Source organism: Streptomyces sp. NPDC096079 (assembly GCF_040303145.1).
Lineage (GTDB): Bacteria > Actinomycetota > Actinomycetes > Streptomycetales > Streptomycetaceae > Streptomyces.
Window position 1 is genome coordinate 323,538 of sequence record NZ_JBEOST010000007.1, and the last position, 13,170, is coordinate 336,707.

The 13,170-nt window shown below is 71.4% G+C and carries 12 protein-coding genes; 7 read left to right on the forward strand and 5 right to left on the reverse strand.

Annotated elements, in window-relative coordinates; translation table 11 throughout:
- Positions 1 to 14: 14 nt before the first annotated feature.
- Positions 15 to 752, forward strand: coding sequence for a Mut7-C RNAse domain-containing protein (locus tag ABTY59_RS17765; protein ID WP_352019874.1), 738 nt, complete (start codon positions 15 to 17; stop codon positions 750 to 752).
- A 24-nt stretch (positions 753 to 776) separates the two neighbouring features.
- Here ABTY59_RS17765 and ABTY59_RS17770 read toward each other — a convergent pair whose 3' ends face one another.
- Both ABTY59_RS17770 and ABTY59_RS17775 read right to left on the reverse strand, forming a co-directional pair.
- Positions 777 to 1,262 carry a MarR family winged helix-turn-helix transcriptional regulator gene (locus ABTY59_RS17770; protein WP_352019875.1) on the reverse strand — a complete coding sequence of 162 codons (486 nt, stop codon included), beginning with the start codon at positions 1,260 to 1,262 and terminating at the stop codon, positions 777 to 779.
- A gap of 46 nt (positions 1,263 to 1,308) precedes the next feature.
- Positions 1,309 to 1,869, reverse strand: coding sequence for a TetR/AcrR family transcriptional regulator (locus tag ABTY59_RS17775; RefSeq protein ID WP_352019876.1), 561 nt, complete (start codon positions 1,867 to 1,869; stop codon positions 1,309 to 1,311).
- A 115-nt stretch (positions 1,870 to 1,984) separates the two neighbouring features.
- On the opposite strand from ABTY59_RS17775, the gene ABTY59_RS17780 reads away from it, so the two are divergent.
- On the forward strand, positions 1,985 to 3,400 hold the full coding sequence (locus ABTY59_RS17780; RefSeq protein WP_352019877.1) for an FAD-dependent monooxygenase: 1,416 nt from the start codon (positions 1,985 to 1,987) through the stop codon (positions 3,398 to 3,400).
- 18 nt (positions 3,401 to 3,418) lie between these two features.
- Here ABTY59_RS17780 and ABTY59_RS17785 read toward each other — a convergent pair whose 3' ends face one another.
- A complete protein-coding gene (locus ABTY59_RS17785; RefSeq protein ID WP_352019878.1) occupies positions 3,419 to 3,883 on the reverse strand; it encodes a hypothetical protein in 465 nt (154 codons plus the stop codon).
- A 232-nt stretch (positions 3,884 to 4,115) separates the two neighbouring features.
- Between ABTY59_RS17785 and ABTY59_RS17790 the strand changes: the two genes are divergently transcribed.
- Complete coding sequence (locus ABTY59_RS17790; protein ID WP_352019879.1) at positions 4,116 to 4,880, forward strand: SDR family NAD(P)-dependent oxidoreductase; 765 nt, start codon at positions 4,116 to 4,118, stop codon at positions 4,878 to 4,880.
- A 69-nt stretch (positions 4,881 to 4,949) separates the two neighbouring features.
- Here ABTY59_RS17790 and ABTY59_RS17795 read toward each other — a convergent pair whose 3' ends face one another.
- The gene (locus ABTY59_RS17795) at positions 4,950 to 6,143 is read right to left on the reverse strand and encodes an RtcB family protein (protein ID WP_352019880.1); all 1,194 of its coding nucleotides are present in this window, start codon (positions 6,141 to 6,143) and stop codon (positions 4,950 to 4,952) included.
- A 174-nt stretch (positions 6,144 to 6,317) separates the two neighbouring features.
- Between ABTY59_RS17795 and ABTY59_RS17800 the strand changes: the two genes are divergently transcribed.
- From ABTY59_RS17800 to ABTY59_RS17810, 3 genes are all read left to right on the forward strand, one after another.
- Entirely contained in the window at positions 6,318 to 7,202 is an 885-nt protein-coding gene (locus ABTY59_RS17800) for a DUF3558 domain-containing protein (protein WP_352019881.1), read from the forward strand.
- 81 nt (positions 7,203 to 7,283) lie between these two features.
- Positions 7,284 to 8,033, forward strand: coding sequence for a DUF3558 domain-containing protein (locus tag ABTY59_RS17805; protein WP_352019882.1), 750 nt, complete (start codon positions 7,284 to 7,286; stop codon positions 8,031 to 8,033).
- Positions 8,034 to 8,153: 120 nt separating this feature from the next.
- Positions 8,154 to 9,431, forward strand: coding sequence for a DUF2637 domain-containing protein (locus ABTY59_RS17810; protein WP_352019883.1), 1,278 nt, complete (start codon positions 8,154 to 8,156; stop codon positions 9,429 to 9,431).
- Positions 9,432 to 9,510: 79 nt separating this feature from the next.
- Here the strand turns inward: ABTY59_RS17810 and lysS are convergent, their stop codons facing one another.
- Positions 9,511 to 11,235 carry a lysine--tRNA ligase gene (gene lysS, locus ABTY59_RS17815; protein WP_352019884.1) on the reverse strand — a complete coding sequence of 575 codons (1,725 nt, stop codon included), beginning with the start codon at positions 11,233 to 11,235 and terminating at the stop codon, positions 9,511 to 9,513.
- A gap of 173 nt (positions 11,236 to 11,408) precedes the next feature.
- Here lysS and argS point away from each other — a divergent pair, with 173 nt between their 5' ends.
- Positions 11,409 to 13,169, forward strand: a complete 1,761-nt coding sequence (gene argS, locus ABTY59_RS17820; RefSeq protein ID WP_352019885.1) for an arginine--tRNA ligase — start codon at positions 11,409 to 11,411, stop codon at positions 13,167 to 13,169.
- The last annotated feature ends 1 nt before the right edge of the window (position 13,170 follow it).

The following is a 13,170-nucleotide window of genomic DNA, read 5'->3' on the forward strand; positions in this document are numbered from 1 at the left end:
CGATCCTGGTCCGCGTGAACGGACCGGAGATCCAGATCAGCTTCGCCCCAGCCCTGCACCTCTTCGTCGCAGCGGACCGGCGCATCGGCCGCACCGCCCTGACCACCGACGGCACCTCGTCCCTGGGACACGTCGTGGAGTCGCTGGGCGTGCCCCTCACCGAGGCGGGCCGGCTCCTGGTGGACGGGCGCGCCGTCGACGCCTCGCACGTGCCGGCCGCGGGCGAGACCGTCGAGGTGGAGGACGTCGTCCGCCCGCAGCCGGTGCCGGGCGCACCGCTCCGGTTCCTGCTCGACGTGCACCTCGGCACGCTGGCCCGGCGGCTGCGGCTGCTCGGCGTCGACGCGGCGTACGAGAGCGAGGACATCGGCGACCCCGCCCTCGCCGCGCTCTCCGCGCGCGAGCGGCGCGTGATGCTCTCCCGGGACCGGGGCCTCCTGCGCCGCCGCGAGCTGTGGGCGGGCGCCTACGTCTACAGCGACCGCCCCGACGACCAGCTCCGCGACGTGCTGGAGCGGTTCGCGCCGCCGCTCGCACCCTGGACGCGCTGCACGGCGTGCAACGGGGAGCTGAGCGACGCCGACAAGGACGCGGTGCGCGAGCGGCTGGAGCAGGGCACGGAGAAGACGTACGACGTGTTCGCCCAGTGCGTGGAGTGCGGCCGGGTCTACTGGCGCGGCGCTCACCACGCGCGGCTGGAGGCCATCGTCTCCGACGCCGTGAGGGAGTTCGGCGGGGCGCCGGCCCACTGAGGCCCCACCCCGTGCGGCGCGCCCTCAGTCCAGCTCGCCGCCCCGCAGCCGTTCGACCTGTGCGGCGCTGACCTCGACGGTGCGCCGCATGTGGGCGATGAGGAGGGCGATCTCGGCGTCGCTGTAGACGTCGAACATCGTGCCCCAGGTGCTGTTGAGCTTGCGCCAGAGGCTGCCGAGTTCGGCCATCCGCCGGGGGTCGAGCGCCACGAGGACCCGGCGCCGGTCCTCGGTGTCGCGCTCGCGGGTCACATAGCCGGAGCGTTCGAGCCGGTCGACGAGCCGGGTCGCGGAGCCGGTGGTCAGCCCGGTCAGCTCGGCGACCCGCCCGGTGGTCACGGGCCGCTCCTCCAGGCTGAGCAGGTTCAGGCACTGGACATCGGTCGGGTGGAGTCCCAGGTGGTCGGCGACGGCCTGGTTGAACAGGGCGTAGGCCGCCATGTAGCGGCGGGCCTCCCCGTGCAGCTCGGTCATGAGCGCCTCGCGCCGCACGGAACTCTTCTGCGTCATGCAGAGATCGTACGACCCGGAGACCACATGGTCACGGGCCCGGGGCTCACGGCGCCTCGGCGGTCAGGTAGCGCTGCACGGTCGGTCCCAGCCAGGCGACGATCTCGTCGGCGGACATCTCGACGGCCGGTGGCAGCCGCAGCACGTAGCGCGTGAGCGCCATGCCGAGGATCTGGGAGGCGACGAGCGCCGCCCGGCGCGGGGCGTCCGCCGGGTCGGGGCAGACGCCCCGGGTGACCGGGCCGAGCTGCCGGGTGAAGATCTCCTGCATGCGCGCCGCCCCCGCCTCGTTGGTGACGCCCACCCGGAGCATCGCGGTGAGGACCTCGTCGCTCTCCCAGCGCTCCAGGAAGTGGGTGACGAGGACGGCGCCGACGTGCCGCGCCGGCAGGGCGCCCAGTTCGGGCAGGCCGATCTCGACCTCGGAGGCGGCGGCGAAGAGCCCCTCCTTGTTGCCGTAGTAGCGCATCACCATCGACGGGTCGATCCCGGCGTCTCGGGCGATGGCCCGGATGGTGGCGCGCTCGTACCCGTCGGAGGCGAAGCGCTCGCGGGCGGCCTCCAGGATGGCGGCCCGAGTGGCGTCGGAGCGGCGGGCGGTCGTCATGTCAACAAGTGTAGGCCAACGGGTGTTGACAGGCCATTCGGGAGGGCCCTACCGTTGCCAACAAGCGTTGACCAACACCCGTTGGCAAACGATCGTGGGCACCCTGGAGGCAGCCATGAGCACCACGGACACGGACGTACTGGTCATCGGCGCGGGCCCCACCGGCCTCCTGCTGGCCGGCGACCTCGCCACCGCCGGCGTCGCCGTCACCCTCGTCGAGCGCCGCCCGGCCGGCCTCGGCAACCTGACCCGCGCCTTCGGCGTCCACGCCCGCACCCTGGAGCAGCTCGACGCCCGCGGCCTCGCGGACGAACTCCTCACCACCGGCACCACCCTCGCCACGGCCCGGCTCTTCGGCCGCCTCGACCTGGACCTGGCCCGGCTGCCCACCCGCTTCCCCCACCTGCTCGTCACCCCGCAGTACGAGGTCGAGCGCCTCCTGGAGCGCCGGGCGGTCACCGCGGGCGTCACCTTCCGGTACGAGACGGAACTGACCGGGCTCCACCAGGACGCCGAGGGCGTCACCGCGGAGCTCACCGGCCCCGACGGCACCCCACTCGCCCTCCGCGCCCGCTACCTGGTCGGCACCGACGGCGTCCGCAGCGCCGTCCGCACCGCCCTCGGCCTGCCCTTCCCCGGCCACGCCGTGATCCGCTCGATCGTCCTCGCCGACGTACGCCTGGCCGAGGAACCCGCCGACTCGTTCAGCGTCAAGGGCTCCGACGACAGCTTCGCCTTCCTCGCCCCCTTCGGCGACGGCTGGTACCGGGTCATGGGCTGGAGCCGCACCCGGCAGGTCGCCGACAGCGAGCCCGTCGACCTCGAAGAGGTCCGCGAGATCGCCCGCCGCGCCCTCGGCACCGACCACGGCATGCACGACGCCCGCTGGATCTCCCGCTTCCACAGCGACGAACGCCAGGCCCCCGCCTACCGCGTCGGCCGCGCCTTCCTCGCCGGAGACGCCGCCCACGTCCACTCCCCCGCCGGCGGCCAGGGCATGAACACCGGACTCCAGGACGCCGCCAACCTCTCCTGGAAGCTCACCGCCACCCTCCGCGGCGAAGCACCCGACCCCGAGGCGCTCCTCGACAGCTACCAGTCCGAGCGCCACCCCGTCGGCGCCATGGTGCTCCGCAGCAGCGGAGCCATCGTCCGCCTCGCCATGGCCCACACCCCGCTCACCCGCGCGGCCCGCTCCCTCGCCGTCCGCTTCCTGAGCGCCGTCCGGCCCGCCTCGGCCCGCGCCCTGGGCATGATCAGCGGCATCGGCATCTCCTACGCCCCCGCACCCGGCACCCGCCGCCCCTCGGGCCGCCGCGCACCCGACGTCCCGCTGCGCGAAGCACGGCTCTACGAGCTGCTGCGACGGGGCGAGTTCGTCCTGATCGCCCCGGAGGGAGCGGCCCCGGACCTCCCGGCGACCGCCCCCGTCACCCCGAAGCACCTCGTGCGGGCCACCTGGACGGACCCGGCGAAGAAGGCGGTGGTCCTCGTCCGCCCCGACGGATACGTGCACTGGGCGAAGAACTGACGGACCCGGGAGCCCGGCTCAGAAGACGTACGGATCCCCGGTGGCGAGCACCAGGACACGATGCCGGTCGTTCCACGGATTGCGGTCGGCCACGCCGCTCCGCCAGGCCGTGGAGACCTCCACCGTCATCTCGTCCGGACGGGCCGCGGTCCGCAGGTCGAGCGCCAGCTCGCCGAAGCCCCCCACGGCCCGCAGCTCACCCGTCCGGCAGGACACCACCCGGTCACTGCTCCACAGACAGGCCGGCGGCAGCTCCTGGCCGCCCGCCATCGGCTCGGAGAACGCGAGCCGGACCGTCGCCTGCGAGACGTCGGAGGGTCCGTGGTTCTCACTGACCAGCCAGACGCCGACCCTCCCGTCCCACAGGGACACATGACCGTGATGGGACAGATCCGCCTCGCTCCCGGCCACCGGCACCACCGCACCGGCACCCCCCGCCGCACCCGCCACCACCACCACGGCTGCGAGAGCGACCCCGAGCACACCCTTCCGCAATCCACACATAGTCACAAAATAACCACAATCCGTCACATCCCCTGACACCCCTCAGCCCGCGTGTCCCGTGGCACGCCACCGCCCTGCCGATCGCCCGCCCCGTCGCCCTGCTCGCCGGCATGGCCCTGATCATGTACGCCCCGCGAGGACGCTGCCCCCGCCCCGCCTATCCTGACCGGGCGATCGACCCGCAATCGACCACATGCGCGAGGAGCACGTCATGACTGCCGCCGGCACCCCCATCGCCGTCATCACCGGAGCGAGCAGCGGAATCGGCGCCGCCACCGCCCGGCAGCTGGCCGCCGCCGGCTACCGCGTGGTCCTCACCGCCCGCCGCAAGGACCGCATCGAGGACCTCGCCGCCGAGATCAACGAAGCCGGCCACCAGGCCACCGCCTACGCGCTCGACGTCACCGACCGCACCGCCGTCGACGAGTTCGCCACCGCCTTCCGCACCCTCGCCGTCCTCGTCAACAACGCCGGCGGCGCCCTCGGCGCCGACCCCGTCGCCACCGGCGACCCCGAGGACTGGCGCCGGATGTACGAGGTCAACGTCCTCGGCACCCTCCACATGACCCAGGCCCTGCTCCCCGCCCTCACCGAGAGCGGCGACGGCACGGTCGTCGTCCTCTCCTCCACCGCGGGCCACTCCACGTATGAGGGCGGCGCCGGCTATGTCGCCGCCAAGAACGGAGCCCGCGTCCTCGCCGAGACCCTCCGCCTGGAGATCGTCGGCACCCCGGTCCGCGTCATCGAGATCGCCCCCGGCATGGTGAAGACGGACGAGTTCGCCGCCACGCGCTTCCGCGGCGACACCGACAAGGCGGCCAAGGTCTACGCCGGCGTGGCCGAACCCCTCACGGCCGACGACGTCGCCGACACCATCACCTGGGCCTGCACCCGCCCCCCGCACGTCAACATCGACCTCCTGGTCGTCCGCCCCCGAGCCCAGGCCTCCAACACCAAGGTCCACCGCGAGCTGTAGACCCCGGAAGCGGGGACGCGAGAAGGGGCCGGTGCACCGCACCGACCCCTTCCACCCCGAGGGGACACCTCAGCCCTTCACGCAGATGACCTGCTTCAGCTTGGCGACGACCTCCACCAGGTCCCGCTGCTGGTCGATCACCTTCTCGATCGGCTTGTAGGCACCCGGGATCTCGTCCACGACGCCGGAGTCCTTGCGGCACTCCACACCCCGCGTCTGCTCCTCCAGGTCCCTTGTCGAGAAGCGCCGCTTCGCCGCGCTCCGGCTCATCTTCCGGCCCGCGCCGTGCGAGGCCGAGTTGAACGAGGCCGCGTTTCCGAGACCCTTCACGATGTAGGAGCCCGTGCCCATCGAGCCCGGGATGATCCCGAACTCACCCGAGCCGGCCCGGATCGCGCCCTTCCGCGTGACGAGCATGTCCATGCCCTCGTACCGCTCCTCCGCCACGTAGTTGTGGTGGCAGGAGATCACCGGCTCGAACGTCACCCGAGCCTTGCGAAACTCCCGGCGGACGACCTCCTGGAAGAGCGCCATCATGATCGCGCGGTTGTACTTCGCGTACTCCTGCGCCCAGAACAGATCGTGCCGGTAGGCGGCCATCTGCGGGGTGTCCGCGACGAACACCGCCAGGTCACGGTCGACGAGCCCCTGGTTGTGCGGAAGCTTCTGCGCCTCGCCGATGTGGTACTCGGCGAGCTCCTTGCCGATGTTCCGAGATCCGGAATGCAGCATGAGCCACACCGAACCGGACGTATCGACGCAAAGCTCGACAAAGTGGTTGCCGCCCCCGAGCGTTCCCATCTGCTGACCGGCACGTTCGCGACGGAACTTGACTGATTCCGCCACCCCGTCGAACCGCGACCAGAAGTCGTCCCAGCCCGCCGTCGGGAACTGGTACAGCCTCTTCGGGTCCACCGCCTCGCGGTGGAGCCCCCGGCCCACCGGGATCGCCTGCTCGATCTTCGAGCGGAGGCGGGAGAGGTCACCCGGCAGGTCGTTCGCCGTCAGCGAGGTCTTGACCGCCGACATCCCGCAGCCGATGTCCACACCGACCGCCGCCGGACAGACCGCACCCTGCATCGCGATCACCGAACCGACCGTGGCGCCCTTGCCGTAGTGCACGTCCGGCATCACGGCCAGGCCCTTGATCCACGGCAGCGTCGCCACGTTCTGCAGCTGCTGCATGGCCCCGCCCTCCACCGAGGAGGGGTCGGCCCACATCCTGATCGGCACCTTCGCGCCGGGTACCTCTACGTACGACATACTTCCTCGATTCCCCCGAAAAGTCTGATAACGCAAAAACCGGAGCCAAAGCCCGTACAGGTGACAGCGGACCGGCATCAACAGCTGCGTGTGCGATAGACATTGTGTCCACCGGCCGGGTTCGCGCGGCAAACCGTTTTCGGGAAAGACTTCGGGTGAAGGGAGCCTGGGACCGTGCAGCGAAAGAGGTACGCAACCGGCCGCACCGCCGCCGTCCTCGCACTGGGCCTCGGTCTGGGGACCGGCCTCACCGCCTGCTCCGCCGGCGCCCCCGCCGACGACATCGCCGTCGACGCCAAGGCCGGCCCGGCGGCCCCCGCCGCCCCACCCGGCCGCTACCGCACCCTCTTCGAGCCCTGCGGCGCCGTCCCGCAGGCCGCCCTCAGGGACATGCTCCCCGGCGCCGCCGACCTGCCCGCCCCCGAGCGCGACAAGGCGTACCGGGGCGTCGCGGCCGTCACGTACGACACCGACCGGCGGGTCGGCTGCACGTGGAAGGCCGACACCGCGGACACCTCGCACCGGCTCTCCCTCGACATCGAGCGGGTGGTGTCGTACGACGCCGCCGTGAGCGACGACGACCGGGCGCAGGACGTGTACGTCCGCAAGCAGCTCGCGGCGGGCATCCCGGTGCCGCCCACGGCCCCGCCCACCCCCACGGGCACCCCGTCGGGCACGCCGTCGGGAGCCCCCTCGGGCACGACCGCTCCGACCGCGCCGACCGCGACGGCCCCCCTGGCCGGCAAGCCCCCGGCCTCCGGCACCGCCTCCGCCACCGGCACCGGCCCGACCGCCACTCCGACCCCCGCCACGACCGGTCTCGAGCCCCGCGTCCTCGACGGCCTCGGGGACGTCGCGTACGTCGACGACGTCCTGGTGTCGGCCACCACGAACAGTCATCAGCGTGCCGTCAGCGTGGTGTTCCGCACATCGAACGTGATCGTGACGGTCTCCTACCAGGAGCAGATCACGGGGTCCGCCGAGGCTCCCGACAGTGCGGAACTGCAGGACAAGGCCCGGAACCTGGCCCGGCAGCTCGCCGAGCGGCTGGAGGAGTAGCCGTCCGCATCCGCTCCGTGAGCGGACGGCGACCACGTAACGTGTCGGCGTACTCGTGGCCGACAAGCGACTGAAGGAACCATGCAGCGATCAGCTCCGCGAACGCGACTCACCCGCATACTCGCCTGCGCCGCCGTCCCGGTGATGCTCGTCGCCGCGGGGTGCTCTTCGGACGGCGACTCCGCCGGCTCCGGTGACTCCGGCAAGAAGGCGGGACAGGACACGACGTCGTCGGCGTCCGCGACGCCCTCGCCGTCGCAGTCGACGAAGGCGGTCGAGCCGGCGCGGTTCTCGAAGCTGCCCGAGGTCTGCAAGGCGATCACCGCGAAGACGGCGGCGGCGCTGGTGCCCAAGGCGAAGACGAAGAACGGCACGCCGGCCTCCTCCAGCGATCTGACCAGCCGGGGCGGCTGCTCGTGGAACGGCCTGGACGACAAGGGCGTGAAGGGCTCGCAGTACCGCTGGCTCGACGTGTCGTTCTACCGGTACGACTCCGACGTCTCGCTCGGCAGCGGCCAGGAGCGCGCGCAGGAGAACCTCGCGAAGGAGCTCGCCAAGATCCAGGAGACCCCTGGGGCGAAGAACCTGAAGACGTTCACGTCCACGGGGATCGGCGACGAGGCCAAGACGGTCACGTACCAGCTGCGCAAGACCGACGAGGACTTCGTCTACGCGTCGATCGTGGCGCGCACGGGCAACGTGCTGGTGCTGCTGTCGTACAACGGCGCCGGTTACGCGGGTGCGGCCACGCCGACGCAGACGGGCGTCGCGAACGGTGCGGCCACGGCGGTCAAGGAGGCCGTCGCGGCGGTCGCGGCGGCCAACAAGTAGTCACAAACCAGCGCGGAGTGGCACTTTCGCGCGGAGCCCGTCCCTCCCCCGAGGGCCGGGCTCCGCGCGCATGTGCCACTCTGTGCGCGCCGGATGTCCAATGACGGGAGGGGATCGCGGGTGGCCGCGATGCAGCTGACACGCACACACCGAATACTCATCGGCCTCGTCATCGGCGGTGCGCTGATCATCGCGGGGATCGGTTTCGCGGGCTCGTACGCCGCCGTGCGCGAGCTGGCCCTGCAGAAGGGCTTCGGTACCTTCTCGTACTTCTTCCCGATCGGCATCGACGCGGGCATCTGTGTGCTGCTCGCCCTGGACCTGTTGCTGACGTGGCTGCGGATCCCGTTCCCGCTGCTGCGTCAGACGGCCTGGGTGCTGACGGCCGCGACGATCGCCTTCAACGGCGCGGCGGCGTGGCCCGACCCGCTGGGTGTGGGCATGCACGCGGTGATCCCGGTGCTGTTCGTGGTGGCGGTGGAGGCGGCGCGGCACGCCGTGGGCCGGATCGCGGACATCACGGCCGACAAGCACATGGAGGGCGTGCGGATCACCCGGTGGCTGCTGTCCCCGGTGCCGACGTTCCGGCTGTGGCGTCGGATGAAGCTGTGGGAGCTGCGCTCGTACGAGCAGGTCATCAAGCTGGAGCAGGAGCGGCTGATCTACCAGGCCCGGCTGCAGGCGCGCTTCGGGCGGGGCTGGCGGCGCAAGGCGCCGGTGGAGGCGTTGATGCCGCTGCGGCTCGCGCGGTACGGGGTGCCGCTGGCGGAGACGTCGGGGGCGGGTCTGGCGGCGGCGGGGATCGAGCCGGCGGTGCTCCCGGCGGAGCCTGCGCTGCAGCCGGTCGCGCTCCCGCAGCCGCAGCCGGCGGCGCTGCCGGCGCAGGCGCAGGTTCCGCAGCAGGGGCAGGCGCAGGGGCAGGTTCCGCACCCGGGGCAGGCGCAGGCGCAGGTTCCGCAGCAGGGGCAGGCGCCCGGGTCGTCGGCGCAGGTGAACCACGAGAGCCCGTGGTTCGACGCCACGCAGGTCTCGCCGGAGTCGTACGAGGGGACGTACAACCCGCAGATCGTGGAGGGCCTGGAGCCCATGCCGGTCCCGGTGCCGCAGGGGCCGGAGGACGTTCCTCCGGCGGGTCCCGAGGAGTTCGTGGAGTACCCGGAGTACGTGGAGCAGCCGGAGCCGCGGGTCGACGAGTTCGAGGACGTCGTCTACAAGGTCATGGGTTCGTACGTGCTGGAGCACGAGCGGTTCCCGGACGAGGCCGAGCTGGCGCGGCTCGTGGCCGAGCAGTACGGGCTTCCGGAGTTCCCCGAGTCGGAGATCGACCTGCTGCGGCAGACGGTCCCGGCGGCGCAGGAGCGGGTGCAGCAGGCGAGGGCCGACGTGGACACCCCCTGAGCGACCGCACGGCCGAAGGGGCCGCCACCCGCATGCGGGTGGCGGCCCCTTCTCGTGTCCGGCCGGGCGGCTCCGGGCGTCAGGCGCCGAGGAGCTTGCGCACGCGGTCCGCGCCCACCGCGAGGAGGAGGGTGGGGAGGCGGGGGCCGGTCTCGCGGCTGACGAGGAGCTTGTAGAGCAGGGCGAAGAACGCCCGCTGGGCGAGCTTCAGCTCCGGCGTGGGCTTGGCCTCGGGCTCAAGGCCGGCCATCACCTTCGGGACGCCGTAGACGAGGGTGGTGAGCCCGTCGAGCGACCAGTGGGTGTCGAGGCCCTCCAGGAGCAGGCGGAGGGATTCGCGGCCCTCGTCGTCCAGGGAGCCGAGGAGCTCGGTGTCGGGCTCCGCGCGGACGATGGTGCGCTGGTCGGCCGGGACCTGGTTGGTGATCCAGTTCTCGGCGCGGTCCAGGCGCGGCCGGACCTCGTCCAGGGAGGCCACCGGGTTCTCGGGGTCGAGCTCGGTGAGGATCCGGAGGGTCTGCTCGTCGTGTCCGGCCGTGATGTCCATGACCGAGGCCAGGGTGCGGTACGGCAGCGGGCGCGGCGTGCGGGGCAGCTCGCCGGCGGCGGTGCGGGCGGCGCGGGAGTGGGCGGCGGCGTCGGCGGGCAGGACGGAGCCGTCGGCGACCTTGGCCTCCAGCTTGTCCCACTCGTCGTAGAGCCGCTGGATCTCCTGGTCGAAGGCGATCTTGAAGGACTGGTTGGGCTTGCGGCGGGCGTACAGCCAGCGCAGCAGCGGCGCTTCCATGATCTTCAGCGCGTCGGCCGCGGTGGGCACGCCGCCGCGCGAGGAGGACATCTTGGCCATGCCGCTGATGCCGACGAAGGCGTACATGGGGCCGATGGGCTGGACGCCGTCGAAGACCTCGCGGACGATCTGGCCGCCGACGACGAAGGACGAGCCGGGCGAGGAGTGGTCGACGCCGGAGGGCTCGAAGATGACGCCCTCGTAGGCCCAGCGCATGGGCCAGTCGACCTTCCACACCAGCTTGCCGCGGTTGAACTCGCTGAGCTTGACGGTCTCGGCGAAGCCGCAGTTCCCGCAGGTGTAGGCGAGCTCGGTGGTGTCGTCGTCGTAGGAGGTGACGGTGGTCAGGTCCTTCTCGCACTGCCCGCAGTAGGGCTTGTACGGGAAGTAGCCGGAGGTGCCGCCGGAGCCGTCGTCCTCGCCGGCGGCGCCGGAGCCCTCCTCGGCCTCCAGCTCGGCCTCGTCGACGGGCTTCTGGGACTGCTTCTTCGGGGCCTTCTTCGTCCGGTACTGGTCGAGGATGGCGTCGATGTCGCCGCGGTGCTTCATCGCGTGCAGGATCTGCTCGCGGTACGCGCCGGCCGTGTACTGCTCGGTCTGGCTGATCGGGTCGTATTCGACGCCCAGCTCGGCGAGCGACTCGACCATGGCGGCCTTGAAGTGCTCGGCCCAGTTGGCGTGGGGGGAGCCGGCCGGGGCGGGGACGGAGGTCAGGGGCTTGCCGATGTGCTCGGCCCAGGACGCGTCGATGCCCTCGATGCCGTTCGGCACCTTGCGGTAGCGGTCGTAGTCGTCCCAGGAGATCAGGTGCCTGACCTCGTGCCCGCGGCGGCGGATCTCGTCGGCGACCAGGTGCGGGGTCATGACCTCGCGGAGGTTGCCCAGGTGGATCGGGCCGGACGGGGAGAGGCCGGAGGCGACGACGACCGGTTTGCCAGGCGCACGTCGCTCCGACTCGGCGATGACCTCGTCCGCGAAACGGGAGACCCAGTCGGTCTCGGTGCTGCTCTGAGCCACGGTCGGTACGTCCTTCTTCCTGAGTGGTTCTGCCTGACGGCCCTGCGACAACCATTCTCCCAGACGGAACAGCGCTCTCTGAGGTTGTCCACAGGCGGGGAAATCACGTTGCGCTCCCATGGGACACTTGACAAGCGAATTAGACCTGACGTCTCACACAGGAACGGAAGCTCATGGCCTCGGTCCCTTCCCTCGCTTCGACCGTGCAGCAGCGCCTCGCGGACGGCCTCTCGGCGGCTCTGCCGGACGCCGCCTCCGCTGACCCGCTGCTGCGACGAAGCGACCGGGCCGACTTCCAGGCCAACGGCATCCTGGCGCTGGCCAAGCAGCTCAAGGGCAACCCGCGCGAGCTGGCGACCAAGGTCGTCGAGGCGATCCCGGCCAACGACGTCCTGAAGGAGATCGAGGTCTCGGGCCCCGGCTTCCTGAACATCACGGTGACCGACGCGGCGATCGTCGACACCCTCGCGGCCCGCGCGGCGGACGCGCGTCTCGGCGTGCCGTTCAACGAGGCGGCGGGCACGACGGTGATCGACTACGCCCAGCCGAACGTGGCGAAGGAGATGCACGTCGGCCACCTGCGGTCGGCCGTGATCGGCGCGGCGATGGTCGAGATCCTGGAGTTCACCGGCGAGACGGTGGTCCGGCGCCACCACATCGGCGACTGGGGCACCCAGTTCGGCATGCTCATCCAGTACCTGATCGAGCACCCGCACGAGCTGGACCACTCCTCGGAGGCGGAGGTCTCCGGCGAGGAGGCCATGTCGAACCTGAACCGGCTGTACAAGGCCTCGCGGGCCCTGTTCGACTCCGACGAGGAGTTCAAGACGCGGGCGCGTGCCCGGGTCGTGGACCTCCAGGCGGGCGACGAGGAGACGCTGGCGCTGTGGCAGCGGTTCGTCGACGAGTCGAAGATCTACTTCTACTCGGTCTTCGACAAGCTGGACATGGACATCCAGGACGGCGACGTCGTCGGCGAGTCCGGGTACAACGACATGCTGACGGAGACCTGCCGCATCCTGGAGGAGTCGGGCGTCGCGGTCCGCTCCGAGGGCGCGCTGTGCGTGTTCTTCGACGACGTGAAGGGCCCGGACGGCAACCCGGTGCCGCTGATCGTCCAGAAGTCCGACGGCGGCTTCGGCTACGCGGCGACGGACCTGTCCGCGATCCGTGACCGGGTGCGGAACCTGAAGGCGACGTCCCTGCTGTACGTGGTGGACGCCCGTCAGTCGCTGCACTTCAAGATGGTCTTCGAGACGGCACGGCGGGCCGGCTGGCTGAACGACGAGGTGAAGGCCGTCCAGCTGGCCTTCGGCACGGTCCTGGGCAAGGACGGCAAGCCGTTCAAGACCCGTGAGGGCGAGACGGTCAGGCTGGTGGACCTGCTGGACGAGGCGATCGACCGTGCCTCGGCCGTGGTCCGGGAGAAGGCCCAGGACCTGACGGAGTCGGAGATCGCCGAGCGTGGTGCGCAGGTGGGCATCGGCGCGGTGAAGTACGCGGACCTGTCGACGTCGGCGGCCCGTGACTACAAGTTCGACCTGGACCAGATGGTGTCGCTGAACGGCGACACGTCGGTGTACCTGCAGTACGCGTACGCCCGTATCCAGTCGATCCTGCGCAAGGCGGGCGACGCGAAGCCGGCGGCGCACCGGGAGCTGGAGCTCGCGGTGTCGGAGCGGGCGCTGGGTCTGCACCTGGACGGTTTCGGCGAGCTGATCGCCGAGACGGCCGCGGAGTACGCGCCGCACAAGCTGGCGGCGTACCTGTACCAGCTGGCCTCGCACTACACGACGTTCTACTCGGAGTGCCCGGTCCTGAAGGCGGACACCCCCGAGCAGGTCGAGAACAGGCTCTTCCTGTGCGAGCTGACGGCCCGCACGCTCCACCAGGGCATGGCCCTGCTGGGCATCAGGACGCCCGAGCGCCTCTGAG